The organism is Actinoplanes rectilineatus, from assembly GCF_000962825.1.
Lineage (GTDB): Bacteria > Actinomycetota > Actinomycetes > Mycobacteriales > Micromonosporaceae > Actinoplanes > Actinoplanes rectilineatus.
In genome coordinates, this window is record NZ_JZKF01000014.1 from 14,275 (window position 1) to 33,918 (window position 19,644).

General features: G+C 70.3%; 17 protein-coding genes and 9 tRNA genes. 14 read left to right on the plus strand and 12 right to left on the minus strand.

Features of this window, described 5'->3' with window-relative positions; all coding sequences use genetic code 11:
- Positions 1–962: 962 nt before the first annotated feature.
- Together WH85_RS13300 and WH85_RS13305 are read right to left on the minus strand one after the other, a co-directional pair.
- Complete coding sequence (locus WH85_RS13300; protein WP_045742140.1) at positions 963–2,540, minus strand: DHA2 family efflux MFS transporter permease subunit; 1,578 nt, start codon at positions 2,538–2,540, stop codon at positions 963–965.
- A gap of 188 nt (positions 2,541–2,728) precedes the next feature.
- On the minus strand, positions 2,729–3,361 hold the full coding sequence (locus WH85_RS13305; RefSeq protein ID WP_052720409.1) for a CPBP family intramembrane glutamic endopeptidase: 633 nt from the start codon (positions 3,359–3,361) through the stop codon (positions 2,729–2,731).
- Between the two features lie 261 nt (positions 3,362–3,622).
- On the opposite strand from WH85_RS13305, the gene WH85_RS13310 reads away from it, so the two are divergent.
- Entirely contained in the window at positions 3,623–5,488 is a 1,866-nt protein-coding gene (locus tag WH85_RS13310) for an elongation factor G (protein ID WP_045742141.1), read from the plus strand.
- Between the two features lie 37 nt (positions 5,489–5,525).
- On the opposite strand, the gene WH85_RS13315 is transcribed toward WH85_RS13310, so the two are convergent.
- The 6 genes from WH85_RS13315 to WH85_RS13340 form a co-directional block, all read right to left on the minus strand.
- On the minus strand, positions 5,526–5,864 hold the full coding sequence (locus tag WH85_RS13315) for a type II toxin-antitoxin system PemK/MazF family toxin (RefSeq protein WP_342669781.1): 339 nt from the start codon (positions 5,862–5,864) through the stop codon (positions 5,526–5,528).
- Positions 5,858–6,073, minus strand: coding sequence for a hypothetical protein (locus WH85_RS48660; protein ID WP_083448977.1), 216 nt, complete (start codon positions 6,071–6,073; stop codon positions 5,858–5,860). Before WH85_RS48660 ends, WH85_RS13315 begins: the two co-directional genes overlap by 7 nt.
- Positions 6,074–6,270: 197 nt before the next feature.
- On the minus strand, positions 6,271–7,827 hold the full coding sequence (locus WH85_RS13325) for a nucleotidyl transferase AbiEii/AbiGii toxin family protein (RefSeq protein WP_045742143.1): 1,557 nt from the start codon (positions 7,825–7,827) through the stop codon (positions 6,271–6,273).
- Entirely contained in the window at positions 7,824–9,215 is a 1,392-nt protein-coding gene (locus tag WH85_RS13330) for a nucleotidyl transferase AbiEii/AbiGii toxin family protein (protein ID WP_245673926.1), read from the minus strand. Before WH85_RS13330 ends, WH85_RS13325 begins: the two co-directional genes overlap by 4 nt.
- A gap of 134 nt (positions 9,216–9,349) precedes the next feature.
- On the minus strand, positions 9,350–10,384 hold the full coding sequence (locus WH85_RS13335) for a COG1361 family protein (protein WP_045742145.1): 1,035 nt from the start codon (positions 10,382–10,384) through the stop codon (positions 9,350–9,352).
- An 81-nt stretch (positions 10,385–10,465) separates the two neighbouring features.
- Positions 10,466–11,227 carry a class I SAM-dependent methyltransferase gene (locus WH85_RS13340; RefSeq protein WP_045742146.1) on the minus strand — a complete coding sequence of 254 codons (762 nt, stop codon included), beginning with the start codon at positions 11,225–11,227 and terminating at the stop codon, positions 10,466–10,468.
- A 40-nt stretch (positions 11,228–11,267) separates the two neighbouring features.
- Between WH85_RS13340 and WH85_RS13345 the strand changes: the two genes are divergently transcribed.
- The 10 genes from WH85_RS13345 (at position 11,268) to WH85_RS13385 (ending at position 12,976) form a co-directional block, all read left to right on the plus strand.
- The gene (locus WH85_RS13345; RefSeq protein ID WP_045742147.1) at positions 11,268–11,828 is read left to right on the plus strand and encodes an NUDIX domain-containing protein; all 561 of its coding nucleotides are present in this window, start codon (positions 11,268–11,270) and stop codon (positions 11,826–11,828) included.
- 296 nt (positions 11,829–12,124) lie between these two features.
- Positions 12,125–12,197, plus strand: a tRNA-Arg gene (locus WH85_RS13350).
- Positions 12,198–12,254: 57 nt separating this feature from the next.
- Positions 12,255–12,328: transfer RNA gene (locus WH85_RS13355), tRNA-Leu, on the plus strand.
- A 17-nt stretch (positions 12,329–12,345) separates the two neighbouring features.
- Positions 12,346–12,420, plus strand: a tRNA-Leu gene (locus tag WH85_RS13360).
- A 5-nt stretch (positions 12,421–12,425) separates the two neighbouring features.
- Positions 12,426–12,498, plus strand: a tRNA-Ala gene (locus WH85_RS13365).
- 40 nt (positions 12,499–12,538) lie between these two features.
- Positions 12,539–12,629 (plus strand) — tRNA-Ser (locus WH85_RS13370).
- A gap of 8 nt (positions 12,630–12,637) precedes the next feature.
- A tRNA-Met gene (locus WH85_RS13375) sits at positions 12,638–12,711 on the plus strand.
- 3 nt (positions 12,712–12,714) lie between these two features.
- Positions 12,715–12,789: transfer RNA gene (locus tag WH85_RS13380), tRNA-Pro, on the plus strand.
- A gap of 21 nt (positions 12,790–12,810) precedes the next feature.
- Positions 12,811–12,899, plus strand: a tRNA-Ser gene (locus tag WH85_RS50330).
- A gap of 4 nt (positions 12,900–12,903) precedes the next feature.
- Positions 12,904–12,976, plus strand: a tRNA-Lys gene (locus tag WH85_RS13385).
- A 229-nt stretch (positions 12,977–13,205) separates the two neighbouring features.
- On the opposite strand, the gene WH85_RS13390 is transcribed toward WH85_RS13385, so the two are convergent.
- Positions 13,206–13,751: a 2'-5' RNA ligase family protein gene (locus WH85_RS13390; protein WP_045742148.1), complete on the minus strand. Its 546-nt coding sequence runs from the start codon at positions 13,749–13,751 to the stop codon at positions 13,206–13,208.
- 10 nt (positions 13,752–13,761) lie between these two features.
- Positions 13,762–14,325, minus strand: a complete 564-nt coding sequence (locus WH85_RS13395; RefSeq protein WP_045742149.1) for a TetR/AcrR family transcriptional regulator — start codon at positions 14,323–14,325, stop codon at positions 13,762–13,764.
- Between the two features lie 52 nt (positions 14,326–14,377).
- On the opposite strand from WH85_RS13395, the gene WH85_RS13400 reads away from it, so the two are divergent.
- Positions 14,378–15,184, plus strand: a complete 807-nt coding sequence (locus WH85_RS13400) for a class I SAM-dependent methyltransferase (protein WP_045742150.1) — start codon at positions 14,378–14,380, stop codon at positions 15,182–15,184.
- Here WH85_RS13400 and WH85_RS13405 read toward each other — a convergent pair.
- Both WH85_RS13405 and WH85_RS13410 read right to left on the minus strand, forming a co-directional pair.
- Positions 15,139–15,828: a response regulator gene (locus tag WH85_RS13405; protein ID WP_045742151.1), complete on the minus strand. Its 690-nt coding sequence runs from the start codon at positions 15,826–15,828 to the stop codon at positions 15,139–15,141. The two genes, WH85_RS13400 and WH85_RS13405, sit on opposite strands and share 46 nt — an antisense overlap.
- Positions 15,825–17,378: a sensor histidine kinase gene (locus WH85_RS13410; RefSeq protein WP_045742152.1), complete on the minus strand. Its 1,554-nt coding sequence runs from the start codon at positions 17,376–17,378 to the stop codon at positions 15,825–15,827. Before WH85_RS13410 ends, WH85_RS13405 begins: the two co-directional genes overlap by 4 nt.
- Positions 17,379–17,468: 90 nt before the next feature.
- On the opposite strand from WH85_RS13410, the gene WH85_RS13415 reads away from it, so the two are divergent.
- Positions 17,469–18,827 (plus strand): cation:dicarboxylate symporter family transporter, encoded by a 1,359-nt coding sequence (locus tag WH85_RS13415; protein ID WP_045742153.1) that lies wholly within the window; start codon positions 17,469–17,471, stop codon positions 18,825–18,827.
- 133 nt (positions 18,828–18,960) lie between these two features.
- On the plus strand, positions 18,961–19,572 hold the full coding sequence (locus tag WH85_RS13420) for a hypothetical protein (protein WP_045742154.1): 612 nt from the start codon (positions 18,961–18,963) through the stop codon (positions 19,570–19,572).
- The last annotated feature ends 72 nt before the right edge of the window (positions 19,573–19,644 follow it).

A 19,644-nucleotide genomic window follows, 5' to 3' on the forward strand; every position in this document is an offset into this window, starting at 1 on the left:
CACAGCACCCGATCACGACACCGGGCGCAGCCACCGCACCCGAGGGGGGCCACCGCACCCGAACACAACGCCGGGCGCAGCCACCGCCTCCGAGGGGGGCCACCGCACCCGATTACGACACCGGGCGCAGCCACCGCCCTCAAAGGCCAGGCCACCGCACCCGAACACAACAGCGGGCGCAGCCACCACCTTCGAAGGGGGCCACCGCACCCGATCACGACACTGGGCACGGCCACCGCCCTGACAGCTGCGGCGTCGGGTGCGCCTACCGCCCGAGACGGCGACATCAGGAACGCCCGGACGAGCACCACCCGCCACACCACCAACAACCAAGCAAAGGCCGAGCAGCCGCCGCACGCGCACCCGATCACGACACCGGGTGCGGCCACCGCCGTCGAAGGGCAGCCACCGCACCCGATCACGACACCGGGCGCAGCCACCGCCCTCAAAGGCCAGGCCACCGCACCCGATCACCGCATCGGGCACGGTCACCACCCTCAAAGGGGGCCACAGCACCCGAACACGACACCCGGTGCGGCCACCGCCCTCAAAGGCCAGGCCACCGCACCCGAACACAACACCGGGCGCGGCCACCGACCCCCAAAAGGGGTCACCGCACCCAAAGCAGCTTCGGGTGCTCCCACCGGCCTGACGACTGCGACGTCGGGTTCGCCTGACGACTTCTCGGAACAGCGACGTCGGGTGCGCCTACCGACCCCTCGGGACAACGACGTCGGGTTCGCCTGACGCCCCCTCGGGACAACGACTTCGGGTGCGCCTACCGCCCCCTCGGAACAACGACTTCGGGTGCGCCTGACGACCCGAAGATTGCGACTTCGGGTGCGGTAGCCGTCCGACACAGCAGCTTCGGGCGCGGCCATCCCGGAGCGACGACTTCGGGTGCGGCCACCGCCCCGGGAGCCGGCTCTCTGGTCGGAGCCGAGAACCGGCGCGACGGTGGGTCAGTGAAGCGGGATCGCGGCCGGGCGGTCGGCTGCCTCTCCGTCGAGCAGGTGGGACACCTCGCGCTTGCGGGGCAGGAAGAACGCCGGGATCAAGGTCAGCAGCACCAGGGCGAAGGCGATCATGAAGGTTGCGCCGAAGGAGTCGGCTACGAACTGCAGGCCCCGTTCGAGGATGCTCGGGTCCGGGATCTGCTGGGCTACCGCCGGATCCCGTACCGAAGCGATCGCCAGGCCCGCCTCGGTGAGGGGCGCCCCGTCCGGGCCGGGGATGCCCGGCACCACCGCGGAGTCGTTGAGGTGTTCGGTGAGGATCACCGACATGATGGCGGAGCCGATCGAGCCGGCGATCTGCTGCAGGATGTTCAGGATGGTCGAGCCGCGGGCCACCTCGTGGTTGGTGAGGGTGCGCAGCGCCGACGTCATGATCGGCATCATGGTGCCGCCCATGCCGAGGCCCATCACGAACAGGGAGCCGCAGAGCAGCCAGTATGAGGTGTCCGTGCCGACCTGGGTGAAGGTGAAGAAGCCTGCCGCGATGAAGAGCAACGCGAACGGCACCGTACGCCCGACCGGGATCTTGTCGGCGAGCATGCCCGCGATCGGCATGGTGACCATGGCGCCGAGGCCCTGGGGAGCCATCAGCAGGCCGGCGTCGAGGGTCGACTCGCCGCGTACCTGCAGGAAGTAGCTGGGGAAGAGCAGACCGGCGCCCATGAACGCGACGGTGAACACGGCCAGGCTGATCGATGCCACGCTCAGGTTGCGGTTGCGGAGTAGCCGCAGGTCGAGCAGCGGGTGTTTCGGCTTGAACGAGTAGAACACGAAGCCGATCACCAGCAGACCGCCGACCAGCATCGGCAGCCACACCTTGTTGTCGGACATGGTGCCGGTCTCCGGCAGGGAGGACACCCCGTACAGGAAGAGGGCCAGACCGGGCGAGAGCATCAGCATGCCGACGAAGTCGAACGACTCGGACGGTTCCGGGTTGTCCTTCGGCAGGACGATCTGGGCGTACACCAGGGCGATGAGGCCGACCGGCAGGTTGATCAGGAAGATCCAGTGCCAGCTGCGTACGTCGATCAGCCAGCCGCCGAGGATCGGGCCGCCGATCGGGCCGAGCAGCATCGGGATGCCGAGGACGGCCATCAGGCGGCCGATCCGGTCGGGTCCGGCGGCCCGGGTCATGATCGTCATGCCGAGGGGCATGAGCATGCCGCCGCCGAGGCCCTGCAGGACGCGGTATCCGATCAGCATGCTGATGCTGTCCGCGGTGGCGCAGAGCACCGAGCCGATGGTGAACAGGACGAGCGCGGTCATGTAGAGCCGTTTCGTCCCGAACCGGTCGGCGGCCCATCCGGTCAGTGGGATGACTGTGGCCAGGGCCAGGGTGTAGCCGGTCATCGTCCAGGCGACCTCGGCGTACGAGGCGTCGAAGACCTCCTGGAATTTCGGGAGTGCGACGCTGACGACGGTCACGTCGAGAATTGACATGATCGCACCGAGGACGACGACCCCGGCGATCTTCAGGACGGCGGCATCGAGCTTGGCCGGCGCCGCCACGGGTTGACTGCTCACTGCGTATCTCCTGAAGCTGACGAGGCTGGTGGCGTAGGAACGCCGAACGGCCGCGTATGCGACACACGCGGCACAGAGGTCAGAAAGGGAGCATCCGGGCGGCGCGCCACTCCCCCCTCGTGGCTTCGGCGAGACACCGGACGCCTCGTCGTGAGCCTAGCCAGGCCGACCGGGCCGCACCGCCCCTTTCACCGACCGTTGCGGCGTTCACCGGATGCGTCCTGGCCGCGGCGCGTGATCGCCGCGGTGGCGAGAATGCCCAGGCCGTTGGCGGTCCAGTGCAGGAGCACGGGGGCCAGAAGCCCCCCGGAGAGGTGCCGCAGCAGGGCCAGGAGCACCCCGGCGACGGTGGTGAACGCCACTGGTCCGAGGGACCTTCGGAACCCCGCTTCGGGTGAAAAGTGCCAGATGCCGAAGAGGAGCGCGGTGATCGCGGTGGCCCACCCGGGGCCGTGGGTGTCGGCGAGCACGGTCCACAGCACGCCCCGGAACGCCACCTCCTCGAAGATCACGGTGGACAGTGGCACCCCGACCAGCGCGGCCAGTACCGGTCGCGGGTACCGCCGGCCGGTGGCCAGGGCGCGACGGCCGGCCGGGATCAGCCACGCCAGCCCGTAGACGGCGGCGACGGACGCGACCGCGCTCACCGCGTACGCCCCACCGGTGAGGGTGAGCCCCACCTCAGCCGGCGGCGAACCGCTGAGCAGGAGAAGGAGGAGGGCGGTGAGCGGGCCGGCGATCGGCTGCGCGCGGCGCGGGCCGGTGAGGACCCAGACGCGGTAGGCCACCATGATCAGCAAGACCGGAATGACGACCGCCATCGATCGACGATATTCGGTCGACACCGTGCGCGCCCGGCTTCTAGAGTCGGCGCACATCACCGCGACCGGGAGGAGACACGTCATGCGTTACCGCACGACCGTCGTCATCCCCGTGTCGCGTTTCGAGCTGATCCTCGTGTCCCCGTCGCCCAGCCCCGGCTGCGCCACCGGGGCTGGCCGTGCCTGACCGCATCTGATCCTCGCGATCGAGCGGTTCGGCGGGCGCCGCCCACTTTTCGGATCACCTCGAAAGCAACGATCATGCAGGCAACCACGCGCAATCTCGGCATCCTGGCCCACGTCGACGCGGGCAAGACCACTCTGACCGAGCGCATCCTGTTCACCACCGGCGCCGTCCACAAGACCGGGCGGGTCGACGACGGCACCACCGTGACCGACTTCGACCAGCAGGAGCGGGATCGTGGCATCACCATCTTCGCGGCGGCGGTCAGCACCGACTGGCGCGATCACCGACTGAATCTGATCGACACGCCCGGTCACGTCGACTTCTCCGACGAGGTCGAACGTTCGCTGCGCGTCCTGGACGGGGCGGTGGCGGTCTTCGATGCGGTGGCCGGGGTGGAGCCGCAGTCGGAAACGGTCTGGCGCAAGGCGGACCGCTACGGCGTGCCGCGGATCGCGTTCGTCAACAAGATGGACCGGCCGGGCGCCGACCTGGACGCGGCGGTGGCCTCGATCCGGGAGCGTCTCGAGGTGGTTCCGCTGGTCGTGCAGGTGCCGGTGGGCCGTGAGGGCGACTTCAGCGGCGTGATCGACCTGGTGCACCGGCCTCCGGCGTCGGTGGCGGACGCTCGGCGCGCACTGGAGGAGTCGGTGGCCGAGCGCCACTTGGCTGCTTTAGCCGAGATTTCGGATATGTCAGATGAAACCTTGGAAAAGGCGCTTCGGGACCTCACGCTCTCCGGCGAGGCCGTCATCGTCCTGTGCGGCTCGGCCTTCCGCGACCGAGGTGTGACGGAACTGCTCGACGCCGTCGTCGACTACCTCCCCGCGCCGGACGGCGACCCGGCGGGCGATCTCGCCGCGCTGGTGTTCAAACGGCGGGACCGCCTCGCCTACCTGCGGATATACCAGGGAACGATCGTGAAGGGGGACACCGTGTGGGACGCGGGCGCCGGGCGTACCGAACGGATCGCCCGCATCCTGCGGGTGCAGGCCGACCGGCACACCGACGTCGACCGGGCCGTCGCCGGGGACATCGTCGCGGTCGCCGGGGTAAAGCACGCCGTGATCGGCGCGACCCTCTCCAGCCGGGCTCAACCGGTGCAGCTGGAGGCGCCGCGTACCGCCGAACCGCTGGTCTCGGTCGCGGTCGAGGCGAAGACCCGAGCCCAGGCGCAACGCCTGCCGGGTGCGCTGGCCGCGCTCGCCGCGGAAGATCCGTCCCTGGGGGTACGCACGGACGCCGAAACCGGTCAGACCCTGCTGTCCGGACTGGGCGAGCTGCATCTGGAGGTAGCCGTGGAGAAACTGCGGCAGGCGACCGGCCTGGAGGTGACCACCGGCCGTCCGCAGGTGGCGCACCGCGAAGCCGTCGTCGGCGGCGTGACCGGTTTCGTCTACCGGCACGTCAAACAGGACGGAGGTTCGGGCCAGTTCGCGCACGTGGTCCTGGACGTCGAGCCGATCGACGGCACAGGCTTCGAGTTCGCCTCCACGGTGACCGGCGGACGCGTGCCGGCCGAGTTCGTCCGCGCGGTCGAACAGGGCTGCCGGGACACGCTGGCGGCCGGACCGCTCGGCGGCCATCCGGTGGTCGGCCTGCGGGTCACGCTCACCGACGGCCAGACGCACGTCAAGGACTCATCCGAGATGGCGTTCCGCGCGGCGGGCCGGTTCGGCCTGCGCGCTGCGCTGGGTGCGGCGACGTTGCAGCTGCTCGAGCCGGTCGCCGAGGTCACCGTGAACGCCCCGTCGGACGCGATCGGCGCGGTGCTCGGCGACATCGCCGCGCGGCGCGGCCGGATCGTGGATTCCGGGGTACGCACGGTGAGCGCGATCGTCCCGCTGTCGGCCCTGTTCGGTTACGCGACCCTGTTGCGGAGCCGCACGAGCGGGCGGGGCACGTTCACCAGCCGCCCGGCGGGTTACCGCCCCGCGGCGTGATCACCGGTCCCGGCGCCTTCCCCAGGCGCCGGGACCGTCACAGCCCGAGGATCTGCCGGACTCTCGACTCGACGCCACGCATCTCGGCGACCGCCAGCCGGCCGAGCTGCCGCCGCAATCGGGGCTTGTCGACGGTGTGCAGGTCCGCACAGTTCACATAAGACTCGTCGTACTTCTTGATCCCGGCTTCTGGACCGATCCGCATGTGCGTGGCCGCCGGGCCGGACGTTCCGGTGATCAGCGCGACGGTGACTGCCGACAACGGTTCGGCGATCCGGTTGACGGTCAGCACCACGACGGGATGCGGTCCGGCAATCGGCACGGCACACACCCAGACCTCGCCCCGAAGCGGTTCGAGGTGAGCTGACGTCACCACTCCTCGGCGTCCGCGGCAGCCAACTCGTCCGGGGTCGCCGGCACCACGCCGTCAGGCAGGGGCGCTTTCCGGCCGCCGTAGAACTCGTTGATCTGCTGGGTCGCTGCGATCTCTTTCGCTTCCCGGATCAGCAGCCGGATCCCCTCGCGCAGCGCCTCCGAGGTGGTGGCGAGGTCGAGCGCACGCATCACCGTACGAAGGTCCGCCATTTCGTCAGGCTGCAGCCGAACCTGGGCGATGTGCGAAGCGGGGGTGTCCGCCTCCCGCCGGACCCGCCGTGAATGGCTCTCCTTCGGCGTGGACAGGCCGGTCTGGCTGGCGGCTTTCCTTCGCAGAGCCTCCTGAGCCTCATCCTGTCGTACAGATGTCATACAACGAGCGTCTCACGGTTGGGCTTCGACGGCAATCATCGTGAAGGGCGGTCGAGGGCCACGGCGAGGCGGCGGAGCCACTGGGCCGCGGTGCCGGTGACGCCCGGGTACTCGTCGGCGAAATTCTCCCAGTCGACGAAGTCCCACGTCAGCACGGTGGCCGGGGTGAAATCGTCGGCCTCGTCACCGAGTTCGGGGCGCATCAACTCACGGACCAGGTCGAGGTCGACGGTGTTGTGCTCGGCCAGCAGGACGGCGTCGTAAAGGTCCTTGCCCTGGGAGTACATGTCGGTGGCCAGCCAGAGCAGCTTCCAGGCCAGGGAGAGCTCCGCGGTCGCCGCCGGCACCGTCGACCCCAGCACCTCGAGCGGTGCGGGCGGGATCGGCAGCGGCTCGCCGAACACCAGGTCGATCTGCACGGTGCCGTCCGGGATGCCGTCGCCGCCGAACGGGATCACCAGGCGGCGGCCCTCGGCACGCTCGTACGCCCAGATCGCGGACCTGGTCATGTCCTGCGGCCGCAGGCCGGCGCCGGGGTTCGCCGTGATCAGTGCGGCGATCTCGCCGACCAGCGGGCCGTCGGCGGCCGTCTCCGGCGGGACGACCACGAAGTCCAGGTCACCGGGGCGGCGGGCGGCCTCACCCACCCAGGACGCCATCGTCACGCTGCCGCGCAGCACCAACTGCTCCACCCACGGCGAGCCGGCGATCACCGCGAGCACGTGGGCCATCGCCGCGGTGCGGGACAATTGCCAGGCATGGCCCACCGCCGGATCGGCGAAGACCGGCTCGCCCGCGATGTAGGCGTTCGGGAACTGCTTGACGGCCGGGTCGAAGGCGCCGCTCTGGACGACGCCACGGCCCCGGGCCAGCGGCTGGTAGGTCGGCGGGAAGGACCGGTCACCGGACAGGGTCTGCCGTGCCTGGCGTATCCGGGCAAGGTCTTCCAGGCCCCGCTTCTCGTGCGGGTAGACGAACGGACGGGCGACGAGCCAGCCCTCGTCCAGGTCGAGACGGCTGTCGACGACCACGTACTCCTGCTCGACCGAGACCGGCTCGTGTCCGGCGTACCGCAGGGTGGTCAGCAGGCTCTCCAGCCGCAGGGTCGCGGTGGCCCGCCCGACGCCGTGGCACCGCTGGTTGACGAAACGCTGATGGGTGCCGTCCGTCTCGGTGCGGCGGGCGTTGCGGGACAGCCGCGCGCCGTGCGTCTCGGCCAGGTCCGCGATCGGGAGGAGATCGTCGGCCGCCACCGACGGCAGGCGCAGTTTGACGTGGTGCTCGAAGTAGCGGCCGGGCTCGGCGTCCTGATCGGATACGGGCACCCCGTCCGCCCACGGGGTAGCTTCGATCTTGGTGCGGACCGGGTGCAGGCCGGCGGACCGCAGCCAGTCGCACCACTGCGCCGCGGTCGCCTCCTGCTCGTCCAGGGAACCGGAACCGTGCAGGGTGAGCATCGGCTGGAACCGGTGATCACCGCGGTCCAGTTCGATGCAGAGGAAGGTCACGCCGTACCGTTCGGCGAACAGTTCGAGGCCGTCGGCCTGTCCCGCCGCGACGGTGATGTGCGTTTCGAAGTCCCCGTGGATCATGGCGCGAATCTATCGGACGAGGACCGGGACAGGGCCCTCGCAAGACGACCGTGCCACTGGTCGGCCGTCCCGGGAATGCCCGGGTACTCGTCGATGAGGTTCTCCCAGTCGACGTACAGCCCGATCATCGGCTCCTCCACGGTGACCCGGGCGGCCCGGATCAGGTCACGGACCAGCTCCGGGTCCACAGTGGTGTACTCGGCCAGCAGCACGGCGTCGTACAGGTCCTTGCCCTGCGGGTAGCGGTCGGTGGCCAGCCACTGCAGCTTCCACGCCAGCGACAACTCGGCGGTGGCGGCCCAGAGCACCTCGCCGAGCACCTCGAGCGGCTCGGGACCGATCGGCAGGTCCTCGCCGAACACCAGGTCGATCTGCACGGTGCCGTCCGGGATGCCGTCCCCGCCGAACGGGATCACCAGGCGGCGGCCCTCGGCACGCTCGTACGTCCAGATCTCGGACCTGGCGATGTCCCGCGGCCGCATCCCCGCGCCGGGGTTCGCCGTGAGCAGCGCGGCGATCTCGCCGACCAGCGGACCGTCGGCCGGCTCCTGCTGCGGGACGACCACGAAGTCCAGGTCACCGGGGCGCCGGGCGGCCTCACCGACCCACGACGCCATCGTCACGCTGCCGCGCAGCACCAACTGCTCCACCCACGGGGAACCGGCGATCACCGCGAGCACGTGCGTCATCGCCGCGGTGCGGGCCTGCCGCCAGCGCAGACCGAGCGCCGGGTCGGCGAAGACCGGCTCGCCCGCGGTGAACGCACACGGGAACTGGATCAGCGCCGGATCGAACGCGCCGCGCTGCCGGACGGCCCGGCCCCTGCTCAACGGCTGATAGGTCGGCGGGAACTCCACCCCACCCGCCTCCGCGTCACGGCTGTCACGCGGCGCCCGGCGTGGCGGGCCAACAGAGAGCCAGCCGTGATCGAGGTCGAGGTGGCTGTCGTCCACCACCTGCCGCTGCTCGGCCGCGACCACCAGGTGACCGGCGTCGGTCAGCGCGGCGACCAGGGCGTCCCGCCGGCCGGATGCGACAGCACGGCTCACGTCGTGGCATCGCTGCGTCACGAGACGGCGGCCGTCCTCCTGGGCGAACCGGGCGCCGTACGTCTCGGCCAGGTTCGTGATCGCGCAGATGACGGCCGGGTCCGGCGCCGGAAGGCGTACCTCGATCAGATGCTCGAAATAGGAGATCCCGTGCTCGACGAAGGAACCAGGACCCGCCTCGATCCTGGTGCGGGCCGGCGGGATCGCGGCGGCACGCAGCCGGTCGCACCACTGCTCGGCGACCTGCTGCTGCTCCTCCAGGTCACCGGAATTACACAGGACGATCATCGGCTGGACCGGGAAGGCACCGCGGTCCCGCTCGACCAGACGGAACTCCACACCGTGGGCCGCGGCGAAACGTTCCAGCCCGCCGGCCTGCCGGGCCGCGACGGTGATCTGCGTGACGAAAGCCCCCCCGGACCATCACGAGAGGCTATCCGGTGGCAGGCCCGCCGGACGGGCCTGCCATCCGATCAGGAACGAAGGGTGATGCGACGCCGACGGGTCAGCGCCAGAGCGCCCGCACCGGCCAGCAGCAGCGCGACGCCGCCACCGATCAGCGGGCCGGTCGCCGAACCGGTGACCGGCAGGCCCCCGCCCTGACCGCCCTCGTCGCCGTCACCGTTCCCGCCGTCGCCGCCGCTGCTCGAACTGGGCGACGGCGACGTGGTGGCCGGCGGCGTGTCGCCCTTCGCGGCGAACCGGAAGAACACGGCCGTCCCGCCGTCCGACAGGTCATCGACCGACTCGAACAAGATCGAACCGAACTCGCCCCAGGTGTCGTCGTTCTCCTCGGTGAGGAACCGGGCCTGGAAGCTCACCGACTTCCCCGGCTCCACGGCGAGCGGGACGGTGCAGGTCACGCGCTCATTCTTGTCCAGCGGCGCGCACCGGGAGCCCTTCACGGACAGCTCGAGACCGGTGTACCACTCCGCCATCCCGCCGATGCGGATCGACGCCTTCGTGACCGGCTTCACGCCGGTGTTCTGCGCGGTGACGTCCACGACCACGGGCCGGCCCGGCTGCGCGGCCGACGGAGTCGTCGCCGTGAGCTCCAGGTCGTTGGGAAAGCCGACCTGAATGTCGAACTGGTCGGAGATGACGGCATCGAACGGGGCGTCCACCATCCAGACCCGTGCGTCGATGGGCATGCGCATCCGGTGTGCGCCGCTGTCCATCTGCAGACGGACGGTCCAGGTGAAGACACCGCGCGCGATGTCCTCGGCTTTGTCGACGGTGCAGTGACCCTGGTCGCCGCAGGGACCGGAATCGTCCACGGTCCGCTCGCGCGGCAGGATGGAGACGCCCGACGGCAGATACAGCGCCGCTCTGATGTCGGCGGTGTCGGTCCGGTTCGGCGCGGTCTCGACCCGGATCTGGTAATCGCCGAACCCGTCCCATGCCACGTACTCGGTGCCGGTGACACTGACGGTGAAATCGTTCGCGGCGGCCTGCGCGGGAGCCGGGCTGAGGCCGAGGACGGCACCCGCACTCAAGGCCAACGCCATCAATGATCGTAGAAGTCGTGATGACATGGCCGGGAGTTTCGCAGACGTTGTCAAGCCCGTCCCACCACATTCACCTTCCGCTCACCGCCGACCCGGCTTCCGCGCCTCGATCAGGGTGCGGGTGGAGTGCGATTCGTAGCCGCCGTCGGCACGGATCCGGCGGTCCAGGCGTACCAGATGCTCGTGATGCCGGTCGATGTCGAAATCGGGCACCCACCACACACATTTACGCAGGATCCAGACCACCGCGCCGATGTCGTGGAACACCATCCGGCACCGCGCGGTCCTCAGGTCGACCACCTCCAGCCCGGCCGTCCGGGCCGCCGCGGCCTCGCGATCAGCGTCGCGGGCCAGGTTCTGCCGCGGCAGGGGGCCGAGGAATTCCTCGATCAGGGTGTACGCCGAAGCGGCGCCGACGTGCTGACCCAGATAGGTGCCGCCGTCCCGCAACACGCGGACGATCTCCGGCCAGTCCGGGTCGATCGGATGCCGGCTCGTGACCAGGCCGAACGTCCCGTCCGCCAGGGGCAGCGGCCGCCCCTGACCGATCTGGACCACCGTGACGCCCCGCGGACCGAGCACCTGCCGGGCCCGGTCGGCGTTCGGCGGCCAGCCCTCGGTGACCACCATGCGCCGCGGCAGCACCGGCATCTCCGCGATGATCTCGCCACCACCGGTGTCCAGGTCCAGCGCGACATCGGCGGCGGCCAGGCGTTCTGCGATCATTCTCGCGTACGCCCAAGGCGGTCGTTCCTCACTGGCCCGCCCGTCGAGCCAGCCGAATCCCCAGCCGGTCACGTCCGCGGCCGCCGCCTCGGCGACCAGTTCGTCGAAGGAACGCATCCCGGGACCCTACCGAGCGGGCGGATGCCATGATGCTCGGATGCATCCCTCCGTAGCAGCGGTCTACGACATGGTGACGGCGATGGATCCGGTCGACAATCTGGAGGCCGAACACCAGGCACACGTCCGCAGCTGGCTGGTCAGCACCGACGACGTGTTCCGCCGGGTCAAGCCGGCCGAACCGCCCGAGCACCTGGTGTCGTACGTGGTGCCGGTCGACCCCGCCACCGGCGACGTGCTCCTCGTCGACCACGTCAACGCGCGACTGTGGCTGCCGCCGGGCGGTCACGTGGAGGTCGGCGAACATCCGGCGGTCACCGCCGCCCGCGAGATCTCCGAAGAACTCGGCATCGACGACGCCACCGTCGGCGAGCCATTGTTCCTGACCGTCACCCGGACCGTCGGCGTCGACGCGGGGCACACCGACGTGAGTCTCTGGTTCGTCCTCGCGCTGAACTCCGCCCGCAGCCTGCGTCCCGACCAGGGCGAATTCGCCGCCGTCCGGTGGTGGACCCGCGCCGAGCTGGAGTCGGCCGACCGGTCCCGCTTCGACCCGCACCTCTTCCGCTTCCTCGGCAAGCTGCGGCGGCCCGGCTTTTAATCGATTGCCGGGCGGCACGGGGTCGCCTAGCTTTGGTGTCACGCCGGACGCGACAGCGCCGGACCGGATTTCGGAGAGCCAGATTTCGGAGAAGAGGAGTGACGATGGCCGCCAAGCTTGCGAGTCCCATGAGTTCCCGTCGCTCCGCCTCGATGCGACTGCGACTGCGACTTCTGGGACGGTGGCGCGGCTAGCCTCAACGCTAGACCTCACACGCGCCGCCCTCCGTCATACGGATCGGGCGGCTTTTTCGTGTGCCACCTCATGACAACTCCACAGCGGACAGGCAGAACAATGTCTCCGTAGCTCAGCGGATAGAGCACCGGATTACGGATCCGGGTGTCGGGAGTTCGAATCTCTCCGGGGACACGTTCCATCGCCGTCGTGCGGTCCCGCCCTCGTGGCGTTCGCCGTCACGGCGGTTCCGCCCTCGTGGCCCAATCGGCAGAGGCACCAGGTCGAGGTCCTGGACGGTGCGCGTTCGAGTCGCGCCGAGGGCACGCACGTTTTTAGACATGCCCGGGTAGCCCAACTGGCAGGAGGCACACCGTTCAGGTCGGTGGCAGTGCGCGTTCGAATCGCGCTCCGGGTACTGAAGGGCTCGTAGCTCATCTGGTAGAGCGCCCGCCTTGCAAGCGGGAGGTGGCCGGTTCGACCCCGGCCGGGTCCACGCAGTTTCAGCTCGTGTTTCGTCAGGGAAGCAGGAGCAAGGAGAGCTGGCCGAGTGGCCTAAGGCGGCGGATTGCTAATCCGCAGCAGGGGGCACGCCCCCTGCCGAGAGTTCGAATCTCTCGCTCTCCGCAACACCTGTCGCCGTAGCTCAGCAGGCAAGAGCGCCGCCCTCATAAGGCGGAGGCCGGTGGTTCGAACCCACTCGGCGACACTACGGGTCGTGGCGCAGCTTGGTCAGCGCGCTCGCTTTGGGAGCGAGATGTCGCGGGTTCGAATCCCGCCGACCCGACGAAAGACCAGAAAACACGATGGAGACGCCAGCCGATTGGCGCCGGCCGCCGCCTCGAAAGCGGTGGGAGACCGGGAGGTCTCGTGGGGGTTCGACTCCCTCCGTCTCCGCTTCGCGCCGCTAGCTCAACTGGAAGAGCAGCTGACTCTTAATCAGCGGGTTCGGGGTTCAAGTCCCCGGCGGCGCACATTTCAGTTCCCGCCCGCCAGTCCGCTGTCACGCGCCGCCCTTCGCTCGTCCGCAAGCAGGTCTCCAGAACCTTCACGGCGTCGCCGGCAGCCTCTCCCGTCCCCGCGTCCTGTGCACCAAGGCGGGAAGCATCCCATGCTGGTGGTTCAGCGACCCGGCTGCCGGCCGCGTCGTCTCTTGGTTCGATCACGTGCACGCGCACCTGTTCCGGCAGGCACGGGAGTCGATCAGCGGGAACTGATGATGCGGGGGAAGGTGCCGAACGGGCCCAGCTCGCCGAAAGCCAGACGGGCCGTGGCCGGGCCGGAGACGGCCGGGGCGGCGAACGGGATCGGGCCGGTGGGGAAGCTGCGGAAGAAGTTCAGCGTGATGTGGGGGCGGAAACGGTCGCCGGCGGCGCCCATCGGCCGGGTTCCCGCCTCGCGGGCTGCGGCCAGGACGATCTCGTGGGCGTGGTTCAGGGCGGCCGAGCGGATGATGTTCACGCCGCAGGTCACGCCACCGTCGGGGGAATACTCGTTGCCGACCGGGACCTCTTCGAGGACCAGCCCGGCCCGTTCGACGTCGAACGTGTCGCCGGCTCGCTGGGCTGCGGACCACCACTCGGCTGCCTGCGCGGGTTCGCAGGCGGCGTGCAGGAGGGTGATGTGCGGCGGGGCGTCCGGGCCGAGGGCCATGAACGTGGGATGCGCCGCGGCCAGTGCGGCGGAGTAGGCGATCGACGCGTCCGCGACGGCCGGTTCCAGAAGCAGGATCACCCCGTATCTCGGCATGCCGAGAACACTAGACAATCGCGCTGACGGCGCGCTCCAGCGTCTCGCGGGTCGGTGGTGTGCCGGTGCGGTCGGCGTACAGCAGATGGGTGGTTCCGATCACGATCGCGGCCACCGTCTGCACGTCGGTGCCGGCCGGCACGCGGCCCCGGTCCTGTTCGGCGGCCAGGTAGGCGGCGATCATCTCGGCGGCTTCGGTGATGACGGGGACGCCGGCCGGCCACTGGTGGCGCAGGCGGGAGCGGAGCTCGTCGCGGAAGGTGATCAGCGGGATGATCGCGACGGCGACCGAGGTGAACACGGCGGTGACGGCGTCGACCACGTTGCCGGCGACGGTGCCGGTGCCGACGGTGTCCATCAGGAACGTGTCGAGCCGGTGGGCGCGGTCCAGCACGTACTCGGCGAGGAAACCGTCGAAGTCGGTGAAGTGGCGGTGCAGGACGCCTTTGGCGCAGCCCGCCTCGGCGGTCAGGGACCGGCTGGTCAGGGCCGCGGGCCCGGAGCGGAGCAGGATGCGGTCGGCGGCGTCGAAGAGTTGTTCACGAACGTCCCGCAGGGCCACACCGGTAGGCACGCGACCAGCATACCGGTCCCCGAAATGGGCGCTCGCCCATTAGAGTGGGCACATGCCCATTCAACCTCATGAGGAGCGCCGGGTCGCCGAGTCGTTCGGCGCCGACGCCGAGCGTTACGACCGGACCCGCCCCAGCTACCCGCCGGCGGTGATCGAGCGGATCGCCGCCGTCCTGCCCGGACCGGAGGTGCTGGACGTCGGGATAGGCACCGGCATCGCGGCCCGGCAGTTCCGGGACGCCGGGTGCACGGTGCTCGGTGTCGAGCCCGACAGACGGATGGCCGCGGTCGCCGAACGCCACGGGTTCACCGTCGAGACGGCGACCTTCGAGGACTGGGACGACCGTGGGCGCACCTTCGACGCGGTGATCGCCGGGCAGACCTGGCACTGGGTGGATCCGGTGGCCGGGGCGGCCAAGGCGGCCCGGGTGCTGCGTCCGGGCGGCGCGCTGGCGCTGTTCTGGAACGTCGCCCACCCCACGCCGGAGCAGGCCGAGGCCTTTCTGGACGTCTACCGCCGGGCGGCGCCGGACCATCCGATCCCGGTGGCCGCGACGCCGCCGGGCAGCGAGCAGCTCTTCGCCGACCGGGTGGCGCCCGGCATCCGGCAGGCCGGCGGGTTCACCGAGCCGGAGGTGTGGACGGTCGGCTGGGAGCAGGAGTACACCCGGGACGAGTGGCTGGCGATGGTGCCCACCCAGGGCGGGCACAGCCTGCTCCCGCCGGACCAGCTGGCCGCGGTGCTGACCGGGATCGGCGAGATCATCGACGCCGGCGGCGGCCGGATCACCGTGCCGTACACGTGCGTGACGGTCTATGCAGGGCGGTACTCGACCTCCGGCCGCCCCGGACCGCCGTAACGGGGGCTACGGACGACCCGGCCGGAGTCGGCGAGGTGTTCCAGGTAGCGCCGGGCGGTCACCCGGGACGTGCCGGTCCGCCCGGCCACCTCGGCCGCCGACAGGCCCGCCGGGGCGCCGGCCCGCAGGGCACCGAGGATCAGGTCGAAGGTCTTCGGGTCCAGGCCCTTCGGCAGGGTGTCCGGCGGGGCCGCCCGCAGCGTCGCGATGACCCGGTCCACCTCGTGCTGGGCGGCCACCTCGCCGGCTTCGAGCAGCTGGCGACGGTACGACGCGTACCGGTCCAGTTTGTCGCGGAACGCCGCGAAGGTGAACGGCTTGAGCAGGTAGTGGGTGACGCCGAGGGCGACCGCCTGCCGGATCATCGCGATGTCCCGGTTGGAGGTGACGGCCAGGACGTCGGTGCCGCTGCCGGCCGCCCGCAGCGCGCGGGCGATCTCCAGGCCGTGCTTGTCGGGCAGGTTCAGGTCGAGCAGCACCAGGTCGACCTCGAGGCGGCGCAGGCGGTTCATCGCCTCGCGGGCGGTGTGTGCGACGCCGACCACGGTGAAACCGGGGATCTTCTCGGTGTACGCCTGGTGCGCCTCGGCGATCAGCGGATCGTCGTCGACCACGAGCACCCGGATCGGGCTGAGACCGGTCACGACGGCACCGGTATGTGCACGGTGATCAATGCCCCGCCGCCTTCGGCCGCGGTCACCTCGTAGCGGCCGCCGTACTTCTCGGTCACCTGCCGGACCAGGGACAGGCCGACGCCGCGGCCCTGTCCCTTGCTCGACCAGCCGCGGCGGAACGCGTCGGCGACGTGTTCCGGGGGAAGTCCTGGACCGTTGTCGGTCACCCGGACCAGCACCTCGCCGCCGGCGTGCCGGACCAGCACCCGGACCCGGCGGGGCAGGTCCACCCCGGCCACCGCCTCCAGGGCGTTGTCGACCAGGTTGCCGACCACGGTCAGCAGGTCGCGACCGGACAGCGGTTCGCCGCTGAGCTGCGAGTCGTCGTCCACGGTGAGTTCCACGCCGCGTTCGCCGGCCTGTGCCGATTTGCCGAGCAGCAGCGCCGCAAGGGCGGGTTCGTCGAGGGCACCGACCACCTGGTCGGTGAGCTGCTGGGCCAGCTGCAGCTCGGCGGTGCCCAGGCGCAGCGCCTCGTCGACCCGGCCGAGCTCGACCATGGTCAGCACGGTGTGCAGGCGGTTGGCGGCCTCGTGCGCCTGCGCGCGCAGCGCCTCGGTCAGGCCGCGGACCGAATCCAGCTCACCGGTCAGCGCGCGGAGTTCGGTGTGGTCCCGCAGGGTCAGGACCGATCCGAGGGTACGCCCGTCGAAGCGCGCGTCCCGGCGGCTGGCCACGAGTACCCGGTCGCCGAGGAGCACCGGTTCGTCGACGGTCGGGCGTTGTTCGGTGATCAGGGCGCTGACCTCGGCCGGCAGCTCGACCGGGCCGTCCGCGGCCGCGCCGAGCAGCCGCCGTCCCTCGTCGTTGATCAGCTCGACCCGGCCGTCTCGGCCGACCACCACGAGTCCTTCGCGGACGGCGTGCAGGACGGCGTCGTAGTACTCGAACATCCGGGTCATCTCGGCCGGCCCGAGTCCGTGCGTCTGGCGGCGCAGGCGACGGCTGAGCAGCCAGGCGCCGGCCGCGGAGAGCAGCAGGGCCGCCCCGGTGGCGGCGGCGACGCCGGGGACCTGGGCGAGCAGGTCCCGGTTGATCGCCTCGGTGGTGATGCCGACCGAGACCAGCCCGATCACCGGCCCGCCGCCCGTTTCGCGGACCGGCACCACGGTACGCACCGAGTCGCCCAGACTCCCCCGGTACTCCTCGATGACCATGCCGCCGGCGAGTGCCTCGGCGACCGACCCGGCGAACGGCCGGCCGATCAGGGCCGCGGTCGGGTGGGTGTAGCGGGTGCGGTCGGTCGCCATCACCACCACGAAGTCGGTCTCGGTGGCCACCCGGGTCTCCTCCGCGTACGGCTGGAGCAGGGGTGTCGGGTCGGCGGTGTGCAGCGCCTCGATCACCGCGGGCGAGTGCGCGATCGTCTCGGCCACCGCGGTGACCTCCTCGATCGCGGCGTTGCGCGCGTCGCGGCGGGCGAGCAGGACCGCACCCGCCGTGCCACTCGCGACCAGCAGTGTCACCACCAGCACCTGGAGGGCGAACAGCTGCTGGGCGATGCTCCAGCGTCGTACCACATCGAGTCCTTGATCTTGATCTTGTTTCGTGCGGGTGAACAGAATGAACGTAATGGTGATCCGGCGTGAGACCCAGGCCACATTCTCGTCATGGAAACCGCTTCCGCCCCGCCGGTCAACAAGGACCGCACCCGTTACCTGTATCCGGCGGTCGTCGTGGCCGTCCTGCTCGGCATCGCCGTCGGTCTGCTCATCCCCGACACGGCGGTCGAGCTGCGCCCGATCGGCACCGGCTTCGTCAACCTGATCAAGATGATGATCAGTCCGGTCATCTTCTGCACCATCGTCCTCGGCGTCGGCTCGGTCCGGCAGGCCGCCAAGGTCGGCAAGGTCGGCGGTCTGGCCCTCGGTTACTTCCTCACGATGTCCACGGTGGCCCTCGCCATCGGCCTGGTCGTCGGCAACATCATCCACCCCGGCGCCGGCCTGCACCTGGACGCCTCGATCGCCGAGGCCGGCCAGAAGGCGGTCGGTGACACCGCGACGGAGAGCACCGCCGACTTCCTGCTCGGCATCATCCCGACCACCCTGCTCTCGCCGCTCACCGACGGCAACGTGCTGCAGACGCTGCTCGCGGCGCTGCTGGTCGGGTTCGCGCTGCAGGGCCTGGGTTCCGTGTCGGAGCCGATCCTGCGGGGCATCGGTTACTTCCAGAAGGTCGTCTTCAAGGTGCTGGCCATGCTGATGTGGCTGGCCCCGATCGGCGCGTTCGGCGCGATGGCCGCGGTGGTCGGCGCGACCGGCGTCGACGCCCTGATCAGCCTGGCGCAGATCATGCTCGGCTTCTACATCACCTGCGCCCTCTTCGTCTTCGGCATGCTCGGCGCGATCCTCTGGGCGGTCGCCCGGATCAACATCTTCACCCTGTTCAAGTACCTGGCCCGCGAGTTCCTGCTGATCGTGTCGACGTCGTCGTCCGAGTCGGCGCTGCCCCGCCTGATCGCCAAGATGGAGCACGTCGGCGTCTCCCGCCCGGTCGTCGGCATCACGGTGCCGACCGGTTACTCGTTCAACCTGGACGGCACCGCCATCTATCTGACCATGGCGTCGCTGTTCGTGGCCGAGGCGATGGGCGACCCGCTGAGCGTCGCCGAGCAGGTCTCCCTGCTGCTGTTCATGATCATCGCATCGAAGGGTGCCGCCGGTGTGACCGGCGCGGGCCTGGCCACCCTGGCCGGCGGCCTGCAGAGCCACCGCCCCGACCTGGTCGACGGTGTCGGCCTGATCGTCGGGATCGACCGGTTCATGTCCGAGGCCCGGGCGCTGACCAACTTCGCCGGCAACGCGGTGGCGACCGTCCTGATCGGCACCTGGACCAAGGAGTTCGACCGGGAGCGGGCCCAGCTGGTGCTCTCCGGCGGTGACCCGTTCGACGAGTCCACGATGGTCGACGACCACGGCCCGGCGAAGGCCGAGCCGGAACCCACGGCGAGCACTCCGGCCTCCTGAGACCGGGGAGACATCGGCCCCGCCGCGTAAAAGCGCGGCGGGGCCTTCTCTTTCATAAAGCCATGAAAATGGACGTAACCCCGCAAAGGCTCTTATCCGAAAAATCACGAATCGTCGAACCTACCGTGAGGGGATGAGAGTCATCCTCGCCGCCCTGCTGACCGCCGTCGTCAGCGCACCGGCCCACGCCGCGGCCACCCCCGCCGACGACCTGATGAAGGCCCTGCTCACCGTCGACCAGCTGCCACCCGGCTACGAGGTCTTCGAGGAGGGCCGCGAGAACGCGGACACCACCTTCAGCGGCGAGGACCTCTGCGACGAGTCGAAACCACCCGCCGGCCCCGGCATCGCCTCGGTCTACCGGTACTTCATCACCGACGACGGCCGCACCCTCATCAACATCATCGCCGAGCCCGGCGCGGCGAAGGCCCGCGGCCTGGTTCGCGAGATCGCCACCGCACCGGACCGCTGCCCGGTGACCACCGGCGCGAACGGCGCGAACGGCGCGCAACGACGCTACTCGGCGATCGCCCTGCCCGGACTCGACGCCGACGCGGCCGCGCTCATCGGCGTTCCGGAGGGCGGCTCCGAGGACGACGACGTGGTGCTCTTCGCGGCGGTGGCCCACGGCGACGTCGGCGAGGTGTTCATCGAGATCCACGACGGGAAGGCCGACGGCGACGAGGGCGACGCGTTCCCGGGCGTCGTCAGCACCGGGGCGGAACGGCTCGGCGCGCTGGACTGACACGGGACGCTCACGGCAGGCGTACGAGATCAGGGGTGTGACAGCCCGATGCCAGCGTGACGTGCGCGCCGT